Below are 25,311 nucleotides of genomic sequence, written 5' to 3' on the forward strand. Positions count from 1 at the left end.
AAGGAATTCGCCGACAAGCACGGACTGGACAGTTCGGTTCGGATCGCGGCGGCTGCGCCACAGGTTGGCGGACAGGCCATAAGCTTGGTCATGACGCCGGGCCAGACCACCTGCGCAGCCATGACGTCTTCCGCCGTCACTTCCTGGCGGAATAGGGCCACCGGGTTCTTGGCCGCATGGCGGCTGGCCTTGGCTCGGATTTTGGCGAAGGTCTCAAGAGGCGTGCCGAACTCGTCCATATGCGCTTTGCCCGCGCCCCCGAAATAGCGCAGCGCCAGCGGAATATCGGGGTTGCCAACCAGATCGTCGGTTTCTTCGTCGAAAGCCGCAAACGGGCTGACCCGATCGTGGAACATCGCGCCGATTGCGCCGGGCTGCATCTGCTCGAATCCTAGTGCCAGAGCACATTCCACCGCGCCGCTTTCAACTGCCTGGCGGGCTAGGAACAGGGCAGACGACCCGGTCGAGCAGTTGTTGTTCACATTCAGAACCGGGATGCCGGTCATGCCGACCTGATACAAAGCCCGCTGGCCACAGGTGCTATCGCCATAGACATAGCCAACATAGGCCTGCTGAACCTTGTCATAATCCAGACCCGCGTCGGCCAGGGCAGAACGGGTGGCTGCGCTCGCCATCACATCATAGCTTTCGGATTTTCCCGGCTTCTGGAACGGGACCATCCCGACGCCGGTGACATAGGCTTTGCCTGTCATTTCTTTCTCTCTCCCATGCTTGGTCTGGCTATTGTGAACGGTAAGCCATATCATTTTCTAACAAATGTTTGATTTTAGCGCTTAGCCTTGATAACTGTCAACATAGTTAAAACGTGATGTAGGGCGCTTGCGTCATTTGCTAACACATGACTGATTTTCTTGACCGCGCGTTCCGGAAGCCAGCACCTTTCAGGCTTTTGGGTCCCGGCATGACGGTTGATGAGCGTTTGACGTCTGGTTCCGGTAACCAGTGGCACCCAACCCACTAAAGGGAGAGAGAATGGCGTATTGTTATGAATTCAAAGGGTTCGTGCCCGTTGTGCCTGAGGATACATATGTCCATCCTCAGGCGGTTCTGATCGGAAATGTCATCCTGGGTCATGGATGCTATATCGGACCCGGAGCAAGCCTGCGGGGCGATTTCGGCAGGATCGTGATTGGAGACGGTGCCAATGTTCAGGATAATTGCATCATGCATTCCTTCCCCGGCCGCGACGCGGTGGTGGAACCGGACGGGCATGTCGGCCACGGCGCGATTCTGCATGGTTGCATCGTTGGACGAAACGCTTTGATCGGCATGAACGCGGTCATCATGGACGGCGTCGAGCTTGGCGCGGAATCGATTGTCGGCGCGCAAGCCTTCGTGCGTGGTGAAACGGTGATTCCGCCACGCTCGATGGTTGTCGGGTCGCCTGCGAAGGTGATCCGCGACGTCACCGAGAAGGAAGTCGCTTGGAAAACACGCGGAACTGCCGAGTATCAGCAACTCGCGCGCGACTGTCTGGCCGGATTGAAGCCCGTCGAGCCGCTGAAGGCGGTCGAGGCCAACCGACCGGAGATGGCTGCCTCCGACGTCGTCTCCATTCAGGAAGCGCGGCAGAAGCCGTCCTGACCTGCCCGGAAGCCGGACAGGGGCGGGTCTCTGCAGGTGCCGAATGCGCCAAGTGGTATCGCCTTGGCACGGGCCGGCCCCAGCGGAAAGCCGGCGTGCCGCCCTACCCCTCAAGCCGTCACAGCCGGAAGATCCCGTAGTGCGGATCATCGATCGGCGCGTTCAGCGAGGCGGAAATCGACATGCCAAGCGCATTGCGTGTGTCCGCCGGGTCAAGGATGCCATCGTCCCACAATTCCGAGGTCGAGGTATAGGCTTCGACATCTCGGCGGAATTTCTCCAGCACGGGATCACGGATCGCGGCGATTTCTTCCTCGCTCAGTTCTTTGCCTTCGCGCTGAAGCTGCCGGATCTTGACGTCGGCCATGGTATTGGCAGCCTGATCCGCACCCATCACGCCGATTTCGGCCTGCGGCCACATGAACAGCGTGCGTGCATCCCAGGCCCGTCCGCACATGCCGTAATTGCCTGCCCCATAGGACGCATTGGCGATCACGGTAAACTTCGGCACGACCGAGCCGCCCTGCGCCATCAGCATCTTGGCGCCGTCCTTGGCGATGCCGCGTTCTTCGTATTCGCGGCCCACCATATAGCCAGTGATGTTCTGAAAAAAGACCAGTGGCGTACGGTTCTGGTTGCATAGCTGCATGAAATGCGCGGCCTTCAGCGAGCTGTCGTTGAACAGCACCCCGTTATTGGCGAGGATCCCCACCTTGAAACCCCAGATATGGGCAAAACCACAGACCATCGTGGTGCCGTAATCGGGCTGGTATTCGTGAAAGCGCGAACCGTCCACGATCCGGGCCAGAACCTCGCGCATGTCGAATTGGGTTTTCCGGTCCCTGGGAATGATCCCGTAAAGCTCGGTCGGGTCGTAGTAAGGCTCTTCATAGGAAGCAGTTTCGATGATCGTTTTCGGTGTGCGTTTCCATTGGCTGACAATCTCGCGCGCCAGTGAAAAGGCGTGCTGTTCGGTCGCGGCACGATAATCTCCCGTCCCCGAGACAGAGGTGTGCATCACCGCGCCGCCAAGCTCCTGCACGCCGACCTCTTCGCCGGTGGCCGCCTTGACCAGCGGGGGACCGCCAAGGAAAATCGCCCCAGTGCCTTCGATGATGATGTTGTAATCGCTCAGCGTAGGTACATAGGCACCGCCTGCGGTGCAATGCCCGCCGACCACAGCAATCTGCGGGATATTGGCCTGACTCAGCTTGACCTGGTTGCGAAACACCCGCCCGCCCAGATAGCGGTCGGGAAAGACGCCATGTTGCAGCGGCAGGAAACCGCCGGCGCTGTCGCAGATATGGATGACCGGCAAACGGTTTTCCAATGCCACATCCAGAAGTCGCACGATCTTTTTAACCGTATGCGGATACCAAGCACCGCCCTTGACGCTGGCGTCATTGGCATGAATAGCGACCTCGCGGCCCTGCACGATGCCGATACCCGTTACCACGGCGGCGCCGGGCACCGCACCATCGTATTCGCGGCAGGCGGCCAGGGTTGAAAACTCCAGAAACGGTGTGCCGGGATCCAGCAATAGCTTCAGCCGCTCGCGCACCCCCAGCTTGTTTTGCCGCGCAAGGCGGTCAATGTCCCGTTGCGGGCGTTCGAAACGCGCCGCGTGCTGGCGGGCGTGAAATTCCTTCAGCCGCACGGACATGGCGGCATAATTTGCCTTGTAGTCGGCGGCGTTGGTATCGACCAGACTTTCAATCCTGCGCATTCTCACTCCTCCTCCGGGGCCAATTGGGCCAGGATATCTTTCAGCCCAAAACTGTCGCCTTCGGCGAATGGCATTTCGGCAACGACCCCGTCGCGTGGCGCCGTCAGTGTGGTTTCCAGCTTCATGCTTTCGATAACCAAAAGCGGCTGGCCTTCTTCAACTGTGTCGCCGGGTTTGACCGCGACCGAAACCACGACCCCAGGCATTGGTGCCACCAGTCGATCGTCGCTTGCGCCCCCGTCACGCCCCGCCAGACGTTCGGCGGGGTCAACCCGCCCGACTCCGTAGGTTCGCCCGTCCATGTGCACAAAAGTCGCCTCCGGCCCCACGGCCAGTCGCAATTCGCGCACAACACCCTTGGCCCGCAACGTGTAACCGCCCGGCAGGCCAGTCGGGTCCAATTGGCAGGCAACAGTACCATCGGGGGTATTCAGCACGAACTGGCTGCCATCATGGCCCAGCCAGCATTCAGTCTCTTCGCCGTCGATCTGAAAAATCCGTTGCATCAGTTTCTCCACCCGCCCATCTTGCGGTGCATTTTCGGTATTTGCATTACGTCGCTCACCAGCCGATCGTCTGACAGGGCCGCCGCCGCCATCAGCAGGTCAGAGACATCTTCGCCCGGTGCGGTCAGCATTTCGGATTGTTCAGCCAGGAAGCCGGTTGAAACGTCACCCGAGGCAAAATCTGGATGTGAAAGGATCGCATCCAGGTATCCGGTGTTGGTCGTCACCCCGAGAATCACATAGTTTTGCACCGCATTCCGGGCACGGGCGATGGCCTGCGCGCGATCCCGGCCATGCACGATCAGCTTGGACAACATCGGGTCGAAATCGGTGGTCACCTTGCCACCGTCCAGAATGCCGCTGTCCACGCGGACACCCTCGCCTTGGGGTTCGTCCAGCAGCAGGATATCCCCGATCGCGGGGCGGAAATCGGCCGTCGCGTCCTCGGCACAGATGCGCAGTTCGATCGAATGGCCGGTCTGCGGAATATCCGCCTGCACCGCGCTCAGCCCTTCGCCCGCAGCGATGCGCAGCTGTTCGGCCACCAGATCAAAACCCGTGACCATCTCGGTCACCGGATGTTCGACCTGAAGGCGGGTGTTCATTTCGAGAAAGTAGAAGGCCCCGTCCTGCGCATAGATGAACTCGACCGTGCCGGCACCCCGATAGTTGACGGCGCGCGCAATTCCGGCTGCGGTTTCGCAGATGTCCTGACGTTGCTCGAGCGACAACGCCGGAGAGGGCGTTTCCTCGATGATCTTCTGAAAGCGGCGCTGGATCGAGCATTCGCGTTCCCAGAAATGGACCACGTTGCCCTGCCCGTCACCCATCACCTGCACCTCGATATGGCGCGGACGTTCGATATAGCGTTCGACGAAAAGACGACCGTCGCCGAAATATCGCTCGCCCTCGCGGCGCGCGGTTTCGATCTCGGCTTCCAAGCCGCTGTCCTCACGCACAACGCGCATCCCCTTGCCGCCGCCTCCGGCCGAGGGCTTGATCAGCAGCGGATAGCCCACGGCGCGGGCGCGTTCCACGAATGTTTCCGGATCGTCATCCTCGATGGCTGAGGGTGCGACGGGAAAGCCGCGTTCCTCGACAAAGGCGCGCGCGCGGACCTTGTCGCCCATCAGGTCGATGGTCTCGGAGGTCGGGCCGACAAATGTCACACCGGCCTCTTCCAGCGCAGCGACGAAACCGGCATTCTCTGACAGAAAACCGTAGCCGGGATGCACCGCATCAGCGCCGATCTTTTTTGCGGCCGCAACGATCTGCGGAATATCGAGATAGGCCGCTACAGGCGTCAGGCCGTCGATCATCACAATCTCATCCGCGATCAGATGGGCCGGCCCCTCTTGTTCGGCGACGTGGCGCAACACAGCCGTCGCAAGGCCGCGGGCCTTGGCGGTGCGCAACACGCGCGCCGCGATTTCACCACGATTGACGACCAGCAGTTTTGAAAAGCTCATCTTTCCTCCTTTCAGGCACCCTTGTTCGGGGCCAACCCGTCGCGCGCGGCCAGGTCGGCCGGCACGGGAATTCCGATATCCAGCAGCATCTGGGCAAACCCCTTGCCTTGCGGATCGATGCGGACCGAGGCAATGCCGCCCCCGCCCAGCGATTCATGCAGCAGGAAATTCAGCGAATGGCTTCCCGGCAGGTCGAACCGCTCGACCTTGCCTTCGCAGACATGGGAGAAATAGTCTTTTACCACCTCTTCGCTAAGAGCCGACCGGATAAAAGGCAGATACTCCGGCTTGCGTGCCAGAATGCCGATGTTGGCGATATCGCCCTTGTCGCCCGAACGGCCCCACGCCAGGTCGACCAGCCGCACCTTGACGGCGGCGGCACCTGCCTCTCGGCTTTCTGCATGTAGTGTAGCGGGCGGATCAAGTTGCACAGGTTTGGTGGCCACTGTGACGGGCACATCCTTGCCATCAACCTCAACCGCGACGGGGGTGTCGGCCTTGTCCTGCAGGAAGGAGAACAGCCGGACCACCGGCTGTACCTTTGGCCGTCCGGCGAAGAACCCGGTCAGACCCTGCGCGGTCGAAATCGCCATGGGTGCGATTTCTCCGGCAAAGATGTTCAGCGCGGCGCGATCGTCATGGACCGCGCCGATCTTGAGCACCACTTCGCGCGTCAGGGCGCGGGCGTTGGCGCCATAGGCGGCCTCTGCGCCCAGCACCTCGACGCTGACCTGCCGGAAATCGCCCATGTTGCGGTCGCGGAAAATCTGGCGACAGCGGGTCAGGATCGCCTCGGCCACGCGTTCGGCCTTGGCGGGGGCATCAATCGCGGCCAGTGTCAGGGTAGAGACCGCGCGCCAGCCATCGGCATGGGTCGCCGACACCTTGTAGCTGTCGGTGCGCCCGAGACCCTTGCCGCCCTTGACCAGCACCCGATCGGGTCCGACCTGTTCTAGGGTGACCCCGGACCAGTCGCAGATCACGTCAGGCAACAGGTAAGCGCGCGGATCACCGATTTCATAGAGCATCTGCTCTCCGACCGATCCCGGCACGACCAGCCCGCCGGTGTCAGGCGTCTTGGTCATGACGAAACTGCCGTCTTCCGACACTTCGACGATGGGCATCCCCATATTGTCCCAACCCGGCACGTCCTGCCAGTCGGTAAAGTTACCGCCCGTACCCTGGGGGCCGCATTCGATCAGGTGGCCGGCCAGCGAACCTTGGCTGAGCTTGTCCCAGTCGTCATCGCCCCAGTTGTATTCATGCATCAGGGGGCCAAGCGCGACCGCGCTGTCGGCGCAGCGCCCGGTAATCACGATATCGGCCCCGGCATCCAGCGCGGCCGCGATGGGGCGGGCACCCAGATAGGCGTTCATGCTCCAGATGTCGCCCGGAAACGCGACGCCCGAGAACATCTCCGTCTGGCCGGCAGCGCGAATTTCGTCGGCCTGCGGCAACAGGTCATCGCCCAGCACGACACCGATGGACAGTTCTATCCCGGCCTCGGCGGCGGCCTTGGCCAGCGCCTTGCGGCAGCCGCGCGGATTGACGCCCCCGGCGTTGGCGACGACCTTGATGCCCTGACGTTTGATTTCAGGCAGCCACGGAACCAGCGCCTTGACGAAATCCGGCGCATAGCCCGCCTCGGGTGTCTTGGCACGCGCGCGCGCCATCAGCGACATCGTCACTTCGGCCAGATAATCGAACACCAGATAGTCGATCTCGCCTTTGGACACCAGCTGGCCGACCGCTTCGGGCGTATCGCCCCAGAAGCCGGAAGCGCATCCTATGCGCAGTTTTCGATCCGACATTTTGCTCTCCTCCCCGCTTGTTCAGCGGCCCGTCCATTCAGGTTTGCGCTTGGTGATGAAGGCATCAAAGCCCTCGCGCGCGTCTTCTGTCTGCGCAACGCGGGGTAAAAGCGTTTCCGCAAACCGCATTTGTTGCGGATACGTCATGTCCTCCATCGCATGACAGGCGTATTTTCCAAGCCGGATCGCGCTCGGCGACTGCGCTGCGATCTGGGCGACAAGTTCCGCAACCTTTTCGTCCAGCCCGGCGGCATCGGTGACATAGTTGACCAGGTCGAATTTCAGGGCCTCCTCGGCCGTCAGGGGCACGCCGGTGATGAACATCTCCATCAACTTCCGCCGGGGCAGTACGCGCATCATCGGAGGGACGATCGTCATGGGAAACAGGCCCACCTTCACTTCCGGCGTGCCGATTCGGGCGTGGTCCGCCATCACGGCCAGATCGCAGGCACAGATGATGCCCGCCCCTGCCCCCATCGCGACACCGTTGATGCGTGCGATGGTTGGCTTTCGGCACGCCTGTATCGCTTCAAACAACCTTCCGGCAAAGTGATCCGGATCGGCCGGATCCTGAACGAACGGGCCGCCGTCCGCACCCGCCTTAATGTCGCCACCGGCGCAGAAGGCGCGCTCGCCCTCGCCGGTCAAGACGATCACCCGGCATTCGCGGTCGGCCTCTGCTGAAAGGATTGCAGTGATAAGTCCGTTGGCTACCTCACGATTGAGGGCATTTCGATTATCAGGACGTCGAATCGTAATACGGACTTCATCGCCACGCGTCTGCGATTGAACAACGCTCTCACCCATTTCCGAAGCTCCCCCAAAATAGTCTGTGCGCCGTGCCTTCTAACGTCAGGTAGCAAAAAGCTTGGCTTGATCATTTTTCTAACATGTGTTTGATTTTGGTCAACACCACAAACGACATTTTCGGGAGGATGATATGACGACTCAAAGTGAGGCTATCGCGGCTGACCTGGAAGCCATCAGGGCGAATTATTCGCTGACCGATGAGCAGCGCCAGATCGTCGATCATGTGGATCGGGTGTCGCGCGAGGTGCTTCACCCGCTACAGGCACGCATGGACGAGGAAGAATGGTGGCCCGAAGACCTGTTCAAGCAAATGGGTGAGCTGGGCCTGCTGGGAATCACCGCTCCCGAGGAGCTGGGCGGATCGGGACAAGATGAATTCACCCAGGCGTTGGTGTCGGAGGTGATTTCGAAATGGAACCCCGCCGTCGGCCTGTCGCATGGCGCACATGACAACCTGTGCCTGAACAACCTGCTGCGCAACGGCTCCGAAGCGCAGGTGAAGAAATATGTGCCGGGGTTGTGTTCGGGCGATCTGGTCGGCGGGCTGGGGCTGACCGAGCCCGGCGCGGGATCCGATGCGCTTGGCTCCATGGCCACCACCGCCCGGCGCGACGGCGACGACTATGTCATCAACGGCTCGAAGATCTACATCACCAACGGCCCCATTGCCGATGTGATCCTGCTCTATGCCAAGACCGACAAATCCAAAGGCGCCAAGGGCATTTCCGCCTTCATCATCGAAACCGACAATCCCGGATTCAAGGTGGCGCAGAAACTGGACAAGATGGGTTTTCGCGGCTCACCTACGGGCGAGCTGGTGTTCGAGGACTGCCGCGTTCCGGCATCCGCCATGGTGGGTGAGGAAAACACCGGCGTTTCGGTGGTAATGAGCGGGCTGGATCTGGAGCGTGCTATGGTTGCCTCAGTCTGCGTTGGCATGGCCGAACGCGCGCTGGAACTGGGTCTGGAATACGCCAAAATTCGCGAACAGTTCGGCAAGCCGATCGCCAGTTTCCAGATGATGCAGTCGAAACTGGCCGAGATCTACACCGAGGTCGAAACCGCTCGCGCCTTCAGTTATCGTGCGCTCGCGGCCTGTGTCGGCCTGCCGAAGGGTGCCGGGGGGCGCGGCGAGATCCACAAGCTGACCGCGGCCGCCTGCCTTTACGCAGGCGAGGCCTTCAACAAGGCCGTCACCGAAGCCTGCCACATCCACGGCGGCTCTGGCTACATGCAGGACACCGAGATCAACCGGTTGTTCCGCGCCAACAAGTTGTTGGAAATCGGCGCGGGCACAAGCGAAGTCCGCAAGATCATCATTGCCGAAGTACTTCTGCGCGCCTGAGGGGGGACGAAACCATGAACAAGCAACTTCGCAACGACACCGCTTTGCCAACACATTTCATGACGGAGGAGCAGCAGGCTCTGGCCGATCAGGCCGGCAAGTTCTTCATGTCCGAGTTTCACCATCTGAATGCGGAAATGGACGACACTGATGACCTGCCGCCTTCGGTCTTTCCCAAGCTTGGCGAGATGGGCTATCTGGGCCTGAACGTGCCGCCTGAATTCGGCGGTGCGGGGCTGGATTTTACCTCGGCCTGTATCATCACCGAACAGCTTTCGCGGTCCTCTGCCGCCATCGGGCTGACCCATGTGGCCCACGACAACTTGTGCGTCAACAACATCTATCGCAACGCCAGTGACGACCTGCGCCGCAAGTATCTGCCGGGCCTTTGTGACGGCACGCTGATCGGCGCCCTGGGTCTGACCGAACCCGGCGCGGGGTCTGACGCGCTCGGTTCGATGCGGACCACGGCCAAAAAGGATGGAGACGACTACATCCTGAACGGTTCCAAGATCTACATCACCAACGGACCGATTGCCGATCTGGTCCTGGTCTATGCCAAGACATCGCCGGAAAAAGGGGCCAAGGGCATTTCCGCCTTCATCGTTGAAACCGACACGCCAGGTTTCAAGGTTGCCCAGAAGCTCAACAAGATGGGCTTCCGTGGCTCGCCCACCGGGGAACTGGTGTTCGAAGATTGCCGCGTTCCGGCCAAGAACATGGTCGGCAAACTGGATGGCGGCGTTGCCGTGACGATGTCCGGGCTGGATCTGGAACGTGCCATCGTCTGCTTCAACGCAATGGGCATTGCGCAGCGGGCGCTGGATATTTCCATCGACTACGCCAAGACACGACAGCAATTCGGCAAGCCGATCGCCAGTTTCCAGATGGTGCAGGCGATGCTGGCCGACATGTACACCCAGATCGAGGCGGCGCGCAGCCTGTCCTTGCGTACCGCGGCCATGTGTGAGGGCCTTGAAGAGGGCGAAGGCGGGCGTGGCGAGATCCACAAGCTCACCGCTGCGGCAATCTACAAGGCCGCCGAGGCGACATCCTTCGTGCTGGACAAGGCCGTCCAGATTCACGGCGGTTCGGGCTATATGCGCGATACCGAAGTGAACCGGCTCTACCGTACCGGTCGCGTGCTAGAGGTCGGCGCGGGCACCCAGGAGGTGCGCAAGCTCATCATCTCTGGCGAACTTCTGAAAAACTAAGGGGGCGGAACATGAGCGAAGAAAAATCAAGGCGCTACGCGCCGGATCTCATGGCGGGACAGGTTGCCCTGGTCACGGGATCCGGATCAGGTATGGGCCGGGCGACAGCGCTTGAAATGGCCTCCTGCGGGGCCAGACTTGCGCTGTTTGCACGCCGGGAAGAGCCGCTGGAGGAAACCGCCGAGATGATCCGGGCAGCGGGGGGCGAGGCGTTTGTCGTGCCCGGCGATACCCGTGACGAGGAAAGCATCGAAACCGCGATGGAACGGATCAAGGACCATTACGGTCAGCTCGATGTTCTGGTGAACAATGCGGGCGGCCAGTACATCGCTGCCGCCCGCGATATCACTAACAAGGGCTTCGAGGCCGTGATCCGCAACAACCTGATCGGGTCATGGCAGATGACCCGCGCCGCTGCCGATCACTTCATGTATGACAACGGCGGATCGGTCGTGTTTGTCACCGCCATTTCAGCGCGCACCGCGCTCACCGGCTTTACGCACACCGTCGCCGCCCGCGCCGGCGTGACCGGCATGATGAAGACGCTGGCCGCCGAATGGGGCGAATACGGGATCCGTCTGAACTGTGTTGCGCCGGGCACGATCAAGACCGATGCGCTTGGCCGCTACCCCATTTCACCGGATCGATGGAAAGAGCTTAACCGCTCGGTCCTGAATCGAATGGGCATGGCCGAGGATATCGCTGGCACGATCATCTTCCTTGCGTCCGATCTGGGGAATTTCATCACCGGCGAAGATATCTATGTTGACGGTGGGGAAACCCTGCATATGGGCCACGATGCCCGTGACATGATCAATCCTGAAATGTTCGAGAAACGCGAACGCGGAGATGGAAAGAATGAGTAAGCAACCCGTCCTTCTGGACATCTCCGACCGGATTGCCACGGTCACGCTGAACGATCCCGAGCGTCGCAACCCGATCACCGGTAATGAAATGATCGCCGCCCTTCTGGACACATTCGCCAAGGTGCAGGCAGATCCGCAAGTCAGCGTCATGATCCTGACCGGCGCCGACCCGGCCTTTTGTTCCGGCGGCGACATCAAGGAGATGAACGACCCCGACAGCATCTTTCGCAAGGAGCCGCTTGCGGCGGCGCAGAGCTATGTCGATGGGGTGCAGCGTTTGCCACAGGCGCTATACAACCTGGATGTTCCGACCATCGCCGCGGTCAACGGTCCCGCGGTCGGCGCGGGGTGCGACCTGACCATGATGTGTGACATGCGCATCGCGTCGGACAAGGCGAAGTTCGGCGAGGTGTTTCTGAACCTCGGCATCATTCCGGGCGATGCGGGCAGCTGGTTCATGCTGCGCCGTCTGGGCCACCAGAAAGCTGCCGATCTGACCTTCTCGGGCCGCATGATCGATGCCGCCGAGGCACTGGAAATGGGAATGGTTCTGGAGGTCGTCCCGCATGACCGGTTGATGGACCGCACCCGCGAACGCGCCGCCGTTATCGCATCGAAGCCGCCGCGCGCGATGCGGATCGCAAAACGTCTGATGCGCAATGCCGAACGAATGGATCTACCAGATTTCCTGAATTCCGCGGCGGCCTATCAGGCACTCATGCATCAGACCAAAGACCACCACGAGGCGGTCGCTGCCTTTATCGAAAAACGAAAACCGAATTTCACGGGTCGCTAAAGGAAGATCACATGTCCGATATCACCAAGAAGAAGATGGAGCAGATCGCGCAGATGTGGAATGCGCGGGGCAAGGGTCTGATAACGCATATGGCGCTCGAGATTGAAGAGGTCTCGACCGAAGACGTTCTGGTGCGGATGCCGTTCAATCCGGACTTTTGCGTCGATGCGGATCAAACCCTGCTTCATGGTGGTATCCTGACGGCCCTTCTGGACAGTGTCTTCGGGCTGGCGAACTTTGTAGCCATCGAGGGTGTCAGCACCATGGCTACGCTTGACCTCAGGGTCGATTACCTGCGCCCTGCCCGTTCGCGCGCGGATGTCATCGTTCGCGCGCATTGTTTTCGCCAGACCCGCCATATCGCCTTCAATTCCGGCGGCGTCTGGTTCGAGGGCCACGAGGATGCTGAAATAGCCCGTGGAACCGCCTCGTTTGCATTGACGCGCGGTAACACCAGCCTGCTTGACGCGATGACAAAAGGAAAAACCTCGTGATGGATGTGCTATCAGCCAATGCCAACGTATCCCGGGTGCCGTTCTTCCGATTTCTCAATTTTGAGATCCGAAGCTTGGACAGGCTCCATGCCGAGGCGGAAATGACCTTTGATGACCGCCTTATCGGTAACCCGGTCATGGAGTACTACCATGGCGGGATCATCGCGAGCTTCATGGAAGCGACCGCCGCCATCGCAGTTCATCCCGGTTTCGCGGACATCCCGGCCAAGCCGATCAATCTGACCGTCGATTACCTCCGCCCTGGTGTGAAGGGCCCCCTTTATGCCCGCGCTAAAATGACCCGCAAGGGCAAGCGGATGGCGAGCGTCAGCGTGATCACATGGCAGATGGACCGGGAAAAGGCGGTTGCGGAAGGGCTGTACCACTTCCTTCTGGTTTGATCGCAATGGCCGTGCTCATCAGGCTCGCGCTTGATCCGCGCGCGCGACGTTCTCCCTGTCGCAGATTCCTTCAAGAAGCAGTTTGATGAGCATGCCAGAGGACTCAGACAATGAAAGATACCCCGGGTTTCCCCCCTTGTTGGGATCAAACCATTCCACCGTCCAGTTCAAGGCGCCCAACATCACCTGGCGCAGTGGGACAATCTTGATATCCGACCTTATCGCACCGTCTTCCTGCGCTTCGCGGAGGATCCTGTCCCAGAGTCGCCCGTATTCGTGGCGAATGCCCCGGTGCCTCTCCCGGAAGTGGTTGGGCAGCATCCCATAGCTTCTGATGTTCGCCGAGGTGAATTCGCTTGCCTTGAAGAGGAAATCCAGATGCGTCCAAATCGCCGTCGCTATCCTGGAATGATGGTCGTAGGGCTCATTAAAAACCGCGATGGCGGTGCCGACCCCGGTTAGCAAATCGCTCAACCCGGCGTTCAGAACCTCGTCCACAATCGCTTCCTTGGATTTGAAATGGTAATAGACGCTGCCCGCCTTCATATCCGCTTCATCCGCGATCAGCCTTAACGTGGTCGCCTTGTAGCCATTGTCCCTGAGAACGCGCGCCGCGGCCCGCAGGATTTCTGCGCGGGTTTTCGCGGCCTTGCCGATAGTGTCCGGGGCTTCGACGGAAACGGCGTCACCCGTCTTCAGCCCGTGGATGTCAGCTCTGCAACTCGGAGACATCCCGTCAAGTATCAGTTTGCTCATACGTTCCGCGAGGATATGCACCGGATACCGATCGACATTATACCATTCAACTGTCCAGTTCATAGCGCTCAATACGAACTGACGGATAGCCGTAACGGAAATGTCGCTTCTCAGGTGACCAGAGGCCCTGGCGTCTTGCAGAAAACTGCTCCAGACCGCTGCATAAGAGGCGCGCAACTCTCGGTGCGGGGCGCGCGCTTCATCCGACAGCATCGGATAGTTCCGGATATTGGCCGATGTGAAGTCGCTGTCAGTCAACAGGTAGGTCAGGTGCGTTTCGATGAGCAAAGCAAAGGTTTTGCGAAAATCCTCCGGACGTTTCTTTGCCGCGCGGACGATTTCGCAGACCTTCTCGTAAAGCTGCCGCACACCAAGTTCGAGAACCTCGCTTAAAATCTGGTCCTTGGACTGGAAATGATAGTAGATGCTTCCGGCTTCTATGCCGGTTTCACGGGCGATGTCGCGCATCGTCGTCGCGTAATAGCCATCGTGCCGAAAAAGTCGGGCAGCCGCAGCGAGGACGTCCCCGCGCGTCCTTTCGGACTTGCTCAGCTCATCTTCTGTTTTATTGAGCAAATCAAGCCGTTGTATCATACGGTTTCGATACTTGCCGCCCACAAGGATGTCCATTGCAATAAATCTAACAAGCGTTAGAATGCAAGAAAGAACGCCTCGAATCAAGTTCTTTGCCAAGGTCTTAGCGGAAGAGGAGTACATCCATATGCGCGGGTTGAATGGAAAACGTGTCATCGTGACTGGTGGCGGCAGCGGAATCGGGCGCGCGGTGTGCGAACGGTTCGGCGAAGAAGGCGCCGAGGTTGCGATCTTCGACATGAATGAAGGCGGCGCGCAGGAAACGGCCCGTCTGATCCAGAGCGCCGGCGGGAAAGCCCAGGCTTTTAAGGTGGACATCACTGATCGCGCCCAGGTGGACAAGGCAGTGGCCGCGTTCGAGGCCGGTGGCCCGATCAACGTGCTGGTGAACAACGCCGGCTGGGATGTGATCAAGCCGTTCCTCGACAGCGATGCGGACCTGTGGAAAAAGGTCATCGACATCAACCTTTATGGTCCGCTGAACATGCACCACGCGGTGTTGCCCGGCATGGTCAATAACGGCGCGGGCCGCGTGGTCAACATCGCGTCCGACGCCGGCCGTGTCGGATCTTCGGGCGAAGCCGTTTATTCGGCTTGCAAGGGCGGCATCATCTCATTCACCAAGACCGTGGCGCGGGAACTGGCACGCAAGGGCATTCAGTTGAACGCTGTTGCCCCTGGCCCGACCGATACGCCACTGTTTGCTCAGGTTGCCGAGGGCGAGGCCGGTGCGAAGATCGCCGAGGGTCTCAAGCGGGCGATTCCGATGAAGCGGCTGGCGCAGCCGACGGATTATCCTGGCATCATCTGCTTCCTGTCGTCCGACGACGCCGGCTTCATCACCGGCCAGGTGATTTCGGTTTCGGGCGGCTTGTCGATGCACGGTTGAACGCGGGCGGCAGTGCCTGTCACAAGGCATTGCCGCCACACCGTGTCCAAGGTTACCTCCCCGACTGGCCGCGCCTGATGTGCGGCCCTTTTTCGTTGAAGAAAGGTGACAAATGTTTCAGCCAGACTCTGACATTCAGCGGTCAAGCACGCTGGCCGCTTTTCTGAAAGACTGCGGCATTGACAGTTACGAAGATCTCGTCCGCCGCGCCAATGAGGAGCCGGACTGGTTCTGGGGCCGGATCATCAACTATGCCGGTATACGGTTCAGCAAGCCGCACACGGTGCTGCGTGATATTTCTGACGGGCCTGAATCGATCAGATGGGCCGTCGGAGCCACTCTGAATCTTACGGAAACCTGTCTCGACGCCCGAATTGCCCAGGGTCTTGGCGAGAAAATTGCCATCGACTGGGTTGGCGAAGACGGACGCCGCCGCCGCTGGACCTATTCCGAACTTGCCGCCGAAGCCGCCCGCGTCGCCTCGGCCCTTGACGCCCGCGGGGTGCGACCGGGTCAGGCGGTGGGTATCTACATGCCGATGATCCCCGAAATCGAGGCCGCTCTGCTGGGTATTGCCCGGCTGGGCGCGGTCGCGGTGCCACTGTTTTCCGGCTTTGCGCCGCATGCCATCATCTCGCGCCTGAAGGATGCGGGTGCGGTGGCGGTGCTGACGGCGGATGCCACACCCAGACGGGGCAAGCCGGTCTGGATGGAGGCGATGCTGGCCGAAGCCCTGACCGAGGTGCCTTCCGTGCATACCGTGTTCAGCCTGCGGCGGTTCGGCGGCGCGGTGGCCGATCCGGCCCGCGATCTCGACTGGACCGAAACCGTGGGTGCCGCCGAACCGGATTTCGCAGCGGTTGCCGTCAAGACCGAAGACCCCTTTCTCATCGCCTATACCTCGGGCACGACAGGCCGGCCCAAGGGCGTTGTGCATACCCATCTCGGGGTGCAGGCCAAGGCAACGGCGGATATCCTGCTGTGCCTCGACATGAAACGCGATGACCGCCACCTGTGGATGACCGACATGGGCTGGGTGATGGGGCCGCTCACCCTGCTGTCGGTGCTGCTGTCCGGCGCCACGCTGGTGCTGGCCGAGGGCGCGCCCTCTATGCCCGGCGATCCCTTCAGGCTTTTGCGCATTGCGTCCGAGATGCAGGTGAGCCACATCGGCGTTGCCCCTACGCTGGTGCGGCAATTCATGACGCAAAGCCCCGAGCCACTTTCGGCCTGTGACTTGGCACCCCTGCGCATCGTCGCCTCGACCGGTGAGCCCTGGACGGAAGACGCCTGGCTCTGGCAACTCGACCATATCTGCCGACGCCGCGCTGTGCCGCTGAACATTTCCGGCGGAACCGAACTGTTCGGCGCGATTCTGACCTCAACTGTGCTGCACGAAATCAAGCCCGGCGGCTTTTCGGCCCAGGCCCTGGGTGTGGGCGCGCGCGTACTGCGCGAGGATGGCCATGAGGCCGCGCCGGGCGAGGTGGGCGAACTGGTCGTGACTCAACCGCCCATGGGTCTGACCTCGGCGATCTGGGGCGACCGCGAGCGGTATCTCAAAACCTACTGGTCCACCTATCCCGGCATCTGGCGGCACGGCGACTGGGTGCGCCGCGATCCTGACGGCACCTGGTATATCCTCGGCCGCTCGGACGACACGCTGAACATCGCCGGTAAACGCATCGGCCCGCCCGAGATCGAGGCGGCGCTGACCGTGACCGGCGAGGTGGTGGACGCCGCCGCCATCGCCGCACCCGACGATATCAAGGGGGTAGCCGTGGTCTGCATCTGCGTCGCGGCGCCGGGTGTGTCACCCGATGCCCTGCTGGTCGAACGACTCAAGGACCGGGTGGGTGAGATCGTGTCGAAACCCTTCCGCCCGCGCGAGATCCATTTCGTCGAGGCATTGCCCAAGACCCGCACCATGAAGACGATGCGCCGGATCGTGCGCGCGGCCTTCCTTGGCGAGAATCCGGGCGATCTGTTGTCGATCAGCAACCCGGAAACGATCCAGCCCATTGCAGACCTGCGAAAGGATAAGACATGATCACCGTTTTCGGAGCGACCGGCAACACCGGCGCCCCTCTTGTCGACACGCTTCTGGCGAAAGGCGCCGAGGTGCGCGCCGTCACCAGCGATCCGGCCAAGGTTGCGGCCCTCAGGGCCAGGGGATGCGATGCCGTCACCGCGAATTTGACCGACCCGGCTGCGCTAGAACGGGCCTGTGCCGGGGCCGAAAAGATATACTTGGTAACACCCGCACACCGGGACATGCGCCGCTGGAAAGCCAATACGATCGAGGCGGCCAAGGCCGTAGGCGTGCGCCATGTCGTTCTGGCCACCGGGCTGGGTGCGTCGCCCAAGGCCAGGGTGACCTTTGGAAAGTGGCATTCCGAGACGCAGGAACTGCTGAAGGAAAGCGGCTTGAACTGGACCTTCGTGCAGCCGACCTATTTTATGCAGAACCTGCTTTGGCAGGCGGGAAGCGTCGCGAAGACCGGCGTCTATCATGACGATCTGGGCGGGCCCGTGGCCTGGATCGACGCCCGTGACATCGCCGCTGTCGCCGCCGAGGCGCTGACCGGGGCGGGCCACGAGGGCAAGACCTATGGCCTGACCGGCCCCGAGGCCTTGACCGGCGTGGATATCGCGGAAATCCTTTCGGATGTGACCGGACGATCCGTCATCTGCGCTCCGCTCTCGGCCGAAGACTCCAAGGCAACGATGATCGCCGGGGGGATGCAAGGCGAAGTCGCCGCGGCGATGGTGGAACTGGCCTCGATTGCCCCCAAGGGCCATCTCGCGGGCATAGAGGCCACGGTCAGCGACGTGCTCGGATGCCCCGCCCGCCGCTTTCGCGAATTCGTCACCGAGCATCGGGATGCCTTCGTCCAGTGACCGGAGGCCTTTGCCGGCTCCTCCGGCGCGGGACGCCATGAATTGCGACCAACCGCCCAGATTGGGATGGCGAAAGAAACGGGACCAGACCTTGCCGAATTTCGAACCGAAGAACCCTGATTTCGATGCGCGCGTGCATGACAGTTTCAACCGCCAGCACGTGATGCATACTTTGGGGATCAGCATTGCCGAGTTGTCGCCCGGCCGCATTGTTCTGGAAATGGCACATCAGGATACGCTGACCCAGCAGCATGGTTTTTTACATGCCGGAATCGTTTCGACCGCGCTCGACAGCGCCTGTGGATACGCGGCCTTTTCGCTGATGCCCGCGGAAGCGGCCGTTTTGACAGCCGAATTCAAGATCAATCTGCTCAACCCGGCCGACGGCGAACGGTTTCGCTTCGTCGCTGACGTGGTGAAGCCGGGAAGGACCCTGACCATCTGCGAAGCGCGTGCCTATGCCGTGAAGGGCGAGGATGAGAAGCTGGTCGCAACAATGACCGGAACGCTTGTGGCGCTTGTGGGACGAACGGGCGTGATGGGCTGACGACCGGGCTGGGGCGCAAATCAATCCGCGAGCCGGGCTTCTAGGACATGCCGCTGGACCTTTCCGCTGGTCGATCTGGGAAAATCCTCGAACGCGATAAAATGAAACTCGCGCGGCCGTTTGTAGCCTGCCAGCTTCTCCCGGCACAAATTCATCAGCGCTTCGGCATCCGGCCCGTCCTTGCTGCAGGCGACAAAGGCCACCGGACTTTCGCCCCATTTCCCCCGGCGTCCCATCCGGCACTTCGTGGTCGTCGGGATCGACCAGCCGAACCTCGCAAAATGCGCTGATGCGCTTGGAAAGCCGGTCCGGGGTAACACCCGGCGCAATCAGATCGGCGGTCCCCGGCGGCAGGCCGGTTTCAGTTGCGCCGAAAGAATTCAGATAGGGCGTGTCCAGAAAGGCTGTCAGTTCCGCGATCTGATGCGGCGGCACCAGATCGGCCATGGCGCCGCAAACCTTGATCCCCTTTACCGGCAAAGGGTTGGCGCGTCGTTCTGCGATAAAGGCGTCCAGCGACCCCGGCATCATCACGAACCAGCCGATCCTGTGGCGCGACAGCGCCTCGTTGATGACCGCAGGCTGCAAACCATCCACCATTACCACGGTCCCGCCCCGCAGGATCGTCGCCAGCGCATGATCGGTGGACGCCATGTGGAACATCGGTGCCCAGGCGATGAACCCATCGCTGGGATCCAGCGCCAGTTGTGCCGCAAAAGCCATGGATCGGGCGATATGTGCGCGGTGGCTGATGAGCGCCCCCTTGGGCAAGCCCGTGGTCCCCGAGGTGTAAAGGATCGTCAGACCGGCCTCTGGATCGCCTACCATGGTTCCGGTGCGCGGGTCCGGTTCGGCCCCTGCAATGGCCATTTCCAGGTCTGGCCCGATGGCCAGACAGGGTGTCGTGGCGGCGGCCCGATACGCTTCTGAAAGGTCAGGCTCGACGGTCGCCAGAACCGGTTCGACCAGATTGATGCAATGTTGCAGTTCATCGCGGGCAAGCCGCCAGTTCAGGCAAGCGACGATCGCGCCGATTCCCGCCGCAGCCAGTTCGACCTCCAGGTATTCAGACCGGTTGTGCGACAGGATCGCGATTCTGTCGCCGGGTGCCACGCCTCTTGCCAGAAAGACGGCAGCCAGACGATCGACGCGCCCCAGCAATTCGCCGTAGGTCAGTTTCTTGCTGCCGTCCTCGATGGCCAGAGCCTCCGCGCAGTCCTGTGCGCGGGTTCGAAAGATCGAATATAGATCAGCGCGCCCCGCACGGATGACTTCGGGCAGCATGGCATCCTCCCTTGCCAGGGTTTCGGTTCAGAGACTTTGCGCCAGACGCACCCCTTCATCAATGGCGCGCAGAGCATCAAGTTCGGCGGCCTCCTTTGCCCCTCCGATCATCGTAACGGTGACACCGTGCGCGGCCACCTCTTCGGCCAGAGCCCGTTCCGGCTCCTGGCCGGTGCACAACACAATCGTATCGGCCGCGATGACCTTTGGCTTTCCATCCGTGAGGATATGCAGTCCCGCATCGTCGATGCGTTCATAGATCACGCCGCTCATAGCCTCGACTGCATGTTTGCGCAGCGCGTTGCGCAGGATCCACCCTGTCGAGACGCCGAGCCCTGCGCCCGGTTTTGCTGTCTTGCGCTGCAGCATGACGACTTTGCGGCGCGACGGTTTTGGTGCCAATGGATCGCCAGCCAAGGCGCCTGAGGTGGCAAACGTGGGATCCACGCCCCATGTTTCGCAAAAGGCGTCTGTGTTGGCGGCCTCGGCGGGTTCGGTCACCAGGAACTCGGCCACATCATGGCCAATGCCACCGGCCCCCATCACCACGACACGGTCGCCCGCCTCGCGGTCACCGGACAGAATTTCGGCATAGGTCGCGACACTGGGATGGTCGATACCCGGCAGGTCGGGAATGCGTGGCGTGACACCCGTGGCGATAACCACATGGTCGAAGCCGTCAAGATCGCTCGCACCGGCACGCTGGCCCAGGCGCTGATTGACCCCGTGCTTGTGCATCTGAGCGGTATAATACCGCAGGGTTTCGTCGAATTCGTCCTTGCCCGGTGCGGCGCGCGCCAGGTTCAGTTGACCGCCCAGCTTGTCCTGGGCTTCGAACAGGGTGACGTCGTGACCCAGCCGCGCCGCCTCGGCCGCCGTGGCCATGCCCGCGGCACCGCCGCCGACGACAGCCACTTTCTTAGGCGTGTCAGTTGGTGTGTCGCGGAACTCGGTCTCGCGGCCGGCGCGCGGATTGACCAGACACCCGACCGGCCGATCCGAAAAGATGAAATCCAGACAGGCCTGGTTGCAGGCAATGCAGGTATTGATCTCGTCCGCGCGGCCCTCGCGCGCCTTTTTCACGAAATGCGGATCGGCCAGAAACGGGCGCGCCATCGAGATCATGTCTGCATCGCCAGAGGCAAGGATGTCTTCGGCAAGCTCGGGTGTGTTGATTCGGTTCGAGGCGACCACCGGAATTGAAACTGCAGCCTTCACGTTGGCTGCCGCCTTGCGCCAAGCACCGCGCGGCACCGGATAGGCAATCGTCGGGACGCGCGCCTCGTGCCAGCCGATGCCGGTGTTCAGAATATCCGCGCCTGCTGCCTCGATTTTGCGGGCCAGTGCCGCGATTTCATCGGCGGGCGCGCCGCCCTCGACCAGATCGGCCGCCGAAATCCGGTAGATGACCAGAAAGTCGGGCCCACAGCGTTCACGTACTGCGCGCACGATCTCGACCGGGAATCGATGGCGCTTCTCGGCGCTTCCGCCCCAGTCGTCTTCGCGCTTGTTGGTGTGGGTAACGGTGAATTCGTTAATCAAGTATCCCTCGGACCCCATGATCTCGACGCCGTCGAATCCTGCGGCCTGCGCATTGGCGGCGGCGTTGGCAAAATCCTCAATGGTACGGAGAATGTCGGCTTCGGTCATTTCACGCGGGATGAAACGGTTGATCGGGGCCCGGATCGGCGACGGGGCAACACATCCTTCGATCTTTGCATACCGCCCGGCGTGGAGGAGTTGCGCGCAGATCAGACTGCCTTCGGCATGCACCGCCTCGCAGATCGGGCGCAGGCTGCGCGCCTCTTCCGGGTCGTCGATTCGCGGACCTTCGGGATCGAATATGCCCTCGGCATTGGGGGAAAACCCGCCGGTGACCAGAATCGCCGCCTCCCCTCGTGCCCGCTCAGAATAAAAGGCGATCTGTTTGGCTATGCCGTCAGGCTCGGTTTCCAACCGCGTGTGCATCGACCCCATGATGACACGGTTTCGCAATGTGTGCTGGCCTGCGCGGATGGGCGAGAGCATGGTCCCGAAGCTCTCCGTTGGCTTAGTTTCCATTGTGGGCATCCTCCTCAAAACTGTGCTTGATCTGTAATCTAACATTTGTTAGATTTTTGGAAAGATAATTTTCGGTCACGGGGAGGAGCACCGATGCAATTCCAGCCAACAGAAGATCAGAAGGCGTTTCGCGAAACCGCGAAGCGCTTCGCAACTGAAAAACTTGCGCCCACATATCAGGAGCGCGCAAGTGGCCATACCTTCGACCGTGCGCTGATCAAGGAGATGGGCGCGCTCGGTCTGATCGGGGCCGATCTGCCCGAAGAATTCGGCGGACTGGGCGAAAGCTCGGTCACGTCGGGGCTGATCGTCGAAGAGATCGCCTATGCTGATTTCAACGCAAGTTACGTGCAGCTTCTCGGGTCGCTCATGGGGGGCATGGTGGCCAAACATGCCTCAAAGGACATTGCGTCGGAATGGGTGCCTAAGGTTGTTTCGGGTGAGGCCGTTATTGGTCTGGGTCTGACAGAGCCGCGCGGCGGATCGGACGCGGCGAACCTGATCCTCAAGGCCGAGAAATCCGGCAACGGCTGGCGGCTGAACGGGGAAAAGACCTCCATGAGTTTCGCCAGCCAAGCCGATGCGGCGGTGGTTTTTGCCCGCACGGGCGACCCTAGCGGCGGCTCGCGCGGGGTCAGCGCCTTTTTTGTTGATCTAAACCAGGAAGGCATCAAGCGCACCCATTTCGACGACATCGGCACCAAGCCCATCGGGCGCGGATCGGTGTTCTTCGACGATGTCTTCGTGCCGGCCGAAAATATGATGGCCGAACAGGACCGGGCCTTCGGCACCATCATGGCCGGGTTCGACTATTCGCGTGCACTGATCGGGCTGGAGTGCCTGGGTGCCGCGCAAGCGTCGGTGGACGAAACCTGGGCCTACGTTCAGGAACGCGAAGCCTTTGGCGCGCCCATCGTGCAATACCAGGGCGTCAGCTTCCCTCTGGCCGAGGCCGAAACCCAACTGACCATGATGCGCCAGCTTTGCTATTACACGCTGGACCTGCGCGACCGTGGCCTGCCGCATACCTCCGAAGCGGCCATGTGCAAATGGTACCTGCCCAAGACCGCCTGCGAGATCATTCATCAGTGCCTGATCCTGCACGGCCATTACGGGTATACCACCGACCTGCCCCACCATCAGCGCTACAACGACGTTCTTGGCCTGCAGATCGGCGACGGCACGGCGCAGATCCAGAAGCTGGTGATCGCCCGTGAAAAGGTTGGCCGCGTGGCGCTTCAATACGACTCAAAGGCGAAGGGGGCCGCGAAATGAGCGCGCCCGTCATCACAAGCATCGAAGGCAGCGTCGGCATCATCGAGCTGGCGCGCCCCGAGAAATTCAATTGTCTGTCGCTTGAGGTGCATGAATGCATCTCGGAAGCACGCGCCAGGTTCGAGGCCGACCGGAACGTCCGGTCGATCCTGATCCGGGCGCAGGGCAAACATTTTTGCACCGGAGCCGACCTGACTGAGGTGAAGGGCAAACTGAACGATCCCGCCGCGCTGGACCATTTCATTGCCTTCGGCATGGATAACCTGCGCGCGCTCGAAACCTCCTCCCTCCCTGTCGTGGTCGCAGTGCAGGGGTTGTGTCTGGCCGGCGGGATCGAACTGATGTTGGCTTGCGATGTGTGTTTCGCCGCCGAAACCGCTCAATTTGGCGATCAGCATGCGCAGTTCGGGCTGATCCCGGGCTGGGGCGGCTCGCAGCGGCTGACGCGACTCATGGGCCTGCGCCGGGCGCTGGACCTGATGTTCTCGGCCCGCTGGCTCAAGTCGGATGCGGCGAAAGAGGCCGGGCTGGTCAATTACATCGTGCCGGACGCGGATCTGCACAAGGCCGCGCTGGAGTATTGCCAGACCATCGCCACACGCTCCCGCCCCGGCATCGCCGAGATGAAGCGACTGGCGCGGGAGGGCGCGGACCTGGGCATCGACCAGCAAATGCGGCTGGAACGTGACGCCGCCGTGCGCGCGTTGCCCGGTGATGACGTCGCCGAAGGGCTCGACGCATTCGAGAACCGGCGCCCCCCTGAATTCGAGGCTTGAGGACGAAACATGGAATTCACTTTGAACGACGAACAGCGTCAGATTTACGAATACGGCGGTCAGTTGGCGCAGAAATACGACAATGCTTATTGGCTGGACCACGCGCGCAGGCATGAGTTCCCGCAGGAGATGTTCAAGCAGATTGCCAATGACGGCTTTCTGGGCATCATGGTGCCCGAGGAATACGGCGGCGCCGGCCTTGGCATGACCGAAATGGCCCTGTTCATGGAGGGCACCGCCAATCACGGCATACCGCTTCTGATAATGGTGGTCGGGCCGACCATGTCGCTGGCCCATATCGCCAGCCACGGCACCGAGTTCCACAAGAAGGAGCTGCTTCCGGCTGCCTGCCGCGGTGATATCCAGTTCTGTTTCGCGATCACCGAACCGGGGGCCGGATCCAACACGATGAAGGCCACCACGCTGGCCAAGCGCCGGGGCAACCGGTTCAGCCTGTCCGGAGAAAAGACCTTTATCACCGGGGCCGAGGTGTCGGATTACTGCTTGGTTGTGGCGCGGACCAAGCCGCACACCGAAGTCGACCGCAAGACCGACGGCTTTACCCTGTTCGCCGTAGATCTGAAGAAAAAAGGCGTCGAAAAGCAGCGGGTCAAGATCTCGATCCCCCTGCCCGAAGAACAGTGGACGCTGTTTTTCGACGATGTGGATCTGGGGCCCGAGGATGTGGTCGGCGAGGTGGATGAAGGGTTTTCGATTCTGTTCGACAGCCTCAACCCCGAGCGCATCATCCTGGCCGCCCTGTGTTGCGGCATTGGCCGGTTCGCCCTGAACAAAGCTGTGGACTACGCGTCTGAGCGCAACGTTTTCGGTCAGCCCATCGGCGCGCATCAGGGCGTGCAGCACCCGATGGCCAAGGCCCATACCGCGATCGAAATGGCCAGCCTGATGACCCGCCGTGCGGCATGGGAGTTCGACAACAAGCTGCCAGCTGGCGCGTCGTCGAACATGGCGAAATATGCAGCCGCCGAAGCCGGGATCGAGGCGGTTGACGCCGCGCTTCAGGCGCATGGCGGATCGGGCTTCACCGAGGATACGGGACTCTACGAGATGTATCCGCTGGTGCGGCTCTTGCGCACGGCGCCCGTGAACCGCGAGCTGTGCCTCAGCTTCATCGGCGAAAAGGTCATGGGCCTGCCGCGGTCTTATTGATTGGGCGAACAGTCA

Annotated in this window: 21 protein-coding genes and 2 pseudogenes; 14 read left to right on the top strand and 9 right to left on the bottom strand. The window is 61.2% G+C overall.

The window, feature by feature from the left end:
• Positions 1 to 713, bottom strand: a pseudogene (locus A3722_RS20750) (lipid-transfer protein); the annotation flags it as partial.
• 280 nt (positions 714 to 993) lie between these two features.
• On the opposite strand from A3722_RS20750, the gene A3722_RS20755 reads away from it, so the two are divergent.
• On the top strand, positions 994 to 1,605 hold the full coding sequence (locus A3722_RS20755) for an acyltransferase (RefSeq protein WP_067629730.1): 612 nt from the start codon (positions 994 to 996) through the stop codon (positions 1,603 to 1,605).
• Positions 1,606 to 1,723: 118 nt separating this feature from the next.
• Here the strand turns inward: A3722_RS20755 and A3722_RS20760 are convergent, their stop codons facing one another.
• Genes A3722_RS20760 through A3722_RS20780 form a run of 5 tightly spaced genes read right to left on the bottom strand, consistent with a single transcriptional unit; the run spans position 1,724 to position 7,924 of the window.
• Positions 1,724 to 3,331 (bottom strand): acyl-CoA carboxylase subunit beta, encoded by a 1,608-nt coding sequence (locus A3722_RS20760; RefSeq protein WP_067629727.1) that lies wholly within the window; start codon positions 3,329 to 3,331, stop codon positions 1,724 to 1,726.
• Positions 3,332 to 3,333: 2 nt separating this feature from the next.
• Positions 3,334 to 3,837 (bottom strand): acetyl-CoA carboxylase biotin carboxyl carrier protein subunit, encoded by a 504-nt coding sequence (locus A3722_RS20765; RefSeq protein ID WP_236627488.1) that lies wholly within the window; start codon positions 3,835 to 3,837, stop codon positions 3,334 to 3,336.
• Positions 3,837 to 5,306, bottom strand: coding sequence for an acetyl-CoA carboxylase biotin carboxylase subunit (locus tag A3722_RS20770; RefSeq protein ID WP_067629721.1), 1,470 nt, complete (start codon positions 5,304 to 5,306; stop codon positions 3,837 to 3,839). The genes A3722_RS20765 and A3722_RS20770 overlap by 1 nt, the downstream gene beginning before the upstream one ends.
• Positions 5,307 to 5,317: 11 nt before the next feature.
• Positions 5,318 to 7,117, bottom strand: a complete 1,800-nt coding sequence (locus tag A3722_RS20775) for an acyclic terpene utilization AtuA family protein (protein ID WP_067629718.1) — start codon at positions 7,115 to 7,117, stop codon at positions 5,318 to 5,320.
• 21 nt (positions 7,118 to 7,138) lie between these two features.
• Complete coding sequence (locus tag A3722_RS20780) at positions 7,139 to 7,924, bottom strand: enoyl-CoA hydratase-related protein (RefSeq protein WP_067629716.1); 786 nt, start codon at positions 7,922 to 7,924, stop codon at positions 7,139 to 7,141.
• A gap of 133 nt (positions 7,925 to 8,057) precedes the next feature.
• On the opposite strand from A3722_RS20780, the gene A3722_RS20785 reads away from it, so the two are divergent.
• From A3722_RS20785 to A3722_RS20810, 6 genes are read left to right on the top strand one after another with little or no spacing between them, the layout of a single operon-like run.
• A complete protein-coding gene (locus tag A3722_RS20785; RefSeq protein WP_067629713.1) occupies positions 8,058 to 9,272 on the top strand; it encodes an acyl-CoA dehydrogenase family protein in 1,215 nt (404 codons plus the stop codon).
• Between the two features lie 14 nt (positions 9,273 to 9,286).
• The gene (locus A3722_RS20790; RefSeq protein WP_027238772.1) at positions 9,287 to 10,486 is read left to right on the top strand and encodes an acyl-CoA dehydrogenase family protein; all 1,200 of its coding nucleotides are present in this window, start codon (positions 9,287 to 9,289) and stop codon (positions 10,484 to 10,486) included.
• 11 nt (positions 10,487 to 10,497) lie between these two features.
• On the top strand, positions 10,498 to 11,352 hold the full coding sequence (locus A3722_RS20795; RefSeq protein WP_067629709.1) for an SDR family NAD(P)-dependent oxidoreductase: 855 nt from the start codon (positions 10,498 to 10,500) through the stop codon (positions 11,350 to 11,352).
• Positions 11,345 to 12,148, top strand: coding sequence for an enoyl-CoA hydratase-related protein (locus A3722_RS20800; protein ID WP_067629706.1), 804 nt, complete (start codon positions 11,345 to 11,347; stop codon positions 12,146 to 12,148). The genes A3722_RS20795 and A3722_RS20800 overlap by 8 nt, the downstream gene beginning before the upstream one ends.
• An 11-nt stretch (positions 12,149 to 12,159) precedes the next feature.
• A complete protein-coding gene (locus A3722_RS20805) occupies positions 12,160 to 12,642 on the top strand; it encodes a PaaI family thioesterase (RefSeq protein ID WP_067629703.1) in 483 nt (160 codons plus the stop codon).
• Positions 12,642 to 13,043, top strand: coding sequence for a PaaI family thioesterase (locus A3722_RS20810; RefSeq protein WP_067629700.1), 402 nt, complete (start codon positions 12,642 to 12,644; stop codon positions 13,041 to 13,043). The genes A3722_RS20805 and A3722_RS20810 overlap by 1 nt, the downstream gene beginning before the upstream one ends.
• Positions 13,044 to 13,061: 18 nt before the next feature.
• Here A3722_RS20810 and A3722_RS20815 read toward each other — a convergent pair whose 3' ends face one another.
• Positions 13,062 to 14,429: a TetR/AcrR family transcriptional regulator gene (locus A3722_RS20815; RefSeq protein WP_236627489.1), complete on the bottom strand. Its 1,368-nt coding sequence runs from the start codon at positions 14,427 to 14,429 to the stop codon at positions 13,062 to 13,064.
• A gap of 25 nt (positions 14,430 to 14,454) precedes the next feature.
• Here A3722_RS20815 and A3722_RS20820 point away from each other — a divergent pair, with 25 nt between their 5' ends.
• From A3722_RS20820 to A3722_RS20835, 4 genes are all read left to right on the top strand, one after another.
• A complete protein-coding gene (locus A3722_RS20820; protein WP_330220242.1) occupies positions 14,455 to 15,282 on the top strand; it encodes a glucose 1-dehydrogenase in 828 nt (275 codons plus the stop codon).
• Positions 15,283 to 15,394: 112 nt separating this feature from the next.
• Entirely contained in the window at positions 15,395 to 17,332 is a 1,938-nt protein-coding gene (locus A3722_RS20825) for an AMP-binding protein (RefSeq protein ID WP_067629695.1), read from the top strand.
• A complete protein-coding gene (locus tag A3722_RS20830) occupies positions 17,329 to 18,183 on the top strand; it encodes an SDR family oxidoreductase (RefSeq protein WP_067629692.1) in 855 nt (284 codons plus the stop codon). Before A3722_RS20825 ends, A3722_RS20830 begins: the two co-directional genes overlap by 4 nt.
• A 220-nt stretch (positions 18,184 to 18,403) precedes the next feature.
• A complete protein-coding gene (locus A3722_RS20835; protein ID WP_236627492.1) occupies positions 18,404 to 18,730 on the top strand; it encodes a PaaI family thioesterase in 327 nt (108 codons plus the stop codon).
• Between the two features lie 276 nt (positions 18,731 to 19,006).
• On the opposite strand, the pseudogene A3722_RS20840 reads toward A3722_RS20835, so the two are convergent.
• Positions 19,007 to 20,014 (bottom strand): annotated as a pseudogene (locus A3722_RS20840) (class I adenylate-forming enzyme family protein); the annotation flags it as partial.
• Between the two features lie 27 nt (positions 20,015 to 20,041).
• Positions 20,042 to 22,075, bottom strand: a complete 2,034-nt coding sequence (locus A3722_RS20845) for an NADPH-dependent 2,4-dienoyl-CoA reductase (protein WP_082849569.1) — start codon at positions 22,073 to 22,075, stop codon at positions 20,042 to 20,044.
• Positions 22,076 to 22,168: 93 nt separating this feature from the next.
• Between A3722_RS20845 and A3722_RS20850 the strand changes: the two genes are divergently transcribed.
• From A3722_RS20850 to A3722_RS20860, 3 genes are read left to right on the top strand one after another with little or no spacing between them, the layout of a single operon-like run.
• Complete coding sequence (locus A3722_RS20850) at positions 22,169 to 23,350, top strand: acyl-CoA dehydrogenase family protein (RefSeq protein WP_067629683.1); 1,182 nt, start codon at positions 22,169 to 22,171, stop codon at positions 23,348 to 23,350.
• Entirely contained in the window at positions 23,347 to 24,126 is a 780-nt protein-coding gene (locus A3722_RS20855) for an enoyl-CoA hydratase/isomerase family protein (RefSeq protein WP_067629680.1), read from the top strand. The genes A3722_RS20850 and A3722_RS20855 overlap by 4 nt, the downstream gene beginning before the upstream one ends.
• A gap of 9 nt (positions 24,127 to 24,135) precedes the next feature.
• Entirely contained in the window at positions 24,136 to 25,296 is a 1,161-nt protein-coding gene (locus A3722_RS20860) for an acyl-CoA dehydrogenase family protein (protein ID WP_067629677.1), read from the top strand.
• The last annotated feature ends 15 nt before the right edge of the window (positions 25,297 to 25,311 follow it).

The sequence above is a fragment of the Sulfitobacter sp. HI0027 genome (genome assembly GCF_001634775.1).
Lineage (GTDB): Bacteria > Pseudomonadota > Alphaproteobacteria > Rhodobacterales > Rhodobacteraceae > Sulfitobacter.

Coding starts and splice junctions, on each gene's coding strand:
- A3722_RS20755 (WP_067629730.1), top strand. CDS start 994: ATGGCGTATTGTTATGAATTCAAAGGGTTCGTGCCCGTTGTGCCTGAG.
- A3722_RS20760 (WP_067629727.1), bottom strand. CDS start 3,331: ATGCGCAGGATTGAAAGTCTGGTCGATACCAACGCCGCCGACTACAAG.
- A3722_RS20765 (WP_236627488.1), bottom strand. CDS start 3,837: ATGCAACGGATTTTTCAGATCGACGGCGAAGAGACTGAATGCTGGCTG.
- A3722_RS20770 (WP_067629721.1), bottom strand. CDS start 5,306: ATGAGCTTTTCAAAACTGCTGGTCGTCAATCGTGGTGAAATCGCGGCG.
- A3722_RS20775 (WP_067629718.1), bottom strand. CDS start 7,117: ATGTCGGATCGAAAACTGCGCATAGGATGCGCTTCCGGCTTCTGGGGC.
- A3722_RS20780 (WP_067629716.1), bottom strand. CDS start 7,924: ATGGGTGAGAGCGTTGTTCAATCGCAGACGCGTGGCGATGAAGTCCGT.
- A3722_RS20785 (WP_067629713.1), top strand. CDS start 8,058: ATGACGACTCAAAGTGAGGCTATCGCGGCTGACCTGGAAGCCATCAGG.
- A3722_RS20790 (WP_027238772.1), top strand. CDS start 9,287: ATGAACAAGCAACTTCGCAACGACACCGCTTTGCCAACACATTTCATG.
- A3722_RS20795 (WP_067629709.1), top strand. CDS start 10,498: ATGAGCGAAGAAAAATCAAGGCGCTACGCGCCGGATCTCATGGCGGGA.
- A3722_RS20800 (WP_067629706.1), top strand. CDS start 11,345: ATGAGTAAGCAACCCGTCCTTCTGGACATCTCCGACCGGATTGCCACG.
- A3722_RS20805 (WP_067629703.1), top strand. CDS start 12,160: ATGTCCGATATCACCAAGAAGAAGATGGAGCAGATCGCGCAGATGTGG.
- A3722_RS20810 (WP_067629700.1), top strand. CDS start 12,642: ATGGATGTGCTATCAGCCAATGCCAACGTATCCCGGGTGCCGTTCTTC.
- A3722_RS20815 (WP_236627489.1), bottom strand. CDS start 14,429: ATGGACATCCTTGTGGGCGGCAAGTATCGAAACCGTATGATACAACGG.
- A3722_RS20820 (WP_330220242.1), top strand. CDS start 14,455: ATGCAAGAAAGAACGCCTCGAATCAAGTTCTTTGCCAAGGTCTTAGCG.
- A3722_RS20825 (WP_067629695.1), top strand. CDS start 15,395: ATGTTTCAGCCAGACTCTGACATTCAGCGGTCAAGCACGCTGGCCGCT.
- A3722_RS20830 (WP_067629692.1), top strand. CDS start 17,329: ATGATCACCGTTTTCGGAGCGACCGGCAACACCGGCGCCCCTCTTGTC.
- A3722_RS20835 (WP_236627492.1), top strand. CDS start 18,404: ATGGCACATCAGGATACGCTGACCCAGCAGCATGGTTTTTTACATGCC.
- A3722_RS20845 (WP_082849569.1), bottom strand. CDS start 22,075: ATGGAAACTAAGCCAACGGAGAGCTTCGGGACCATGCTCTCGCCCATC.
- A3722_RS20850 (WP_067629683.1), top strand. CDS start 22,169: ATGCAATTCCAGCCAACAGAAGATCAGAAGGCGTTTCGCGAAACCGCG.
- A3722_RS20855 (WP_067629680.1), top strand. CDS start 23,347: ATGAGCGCGCCCGTCATCACAAGCATCGAAGGCAGCGTCGGCATCATC.
- A3722_RS20860 (WP_067629677.1), top strand. CDS start 24,136: ATGGAATTCACTTTGAACGACGAACAGCGTCAGATTTACGAATACGGC.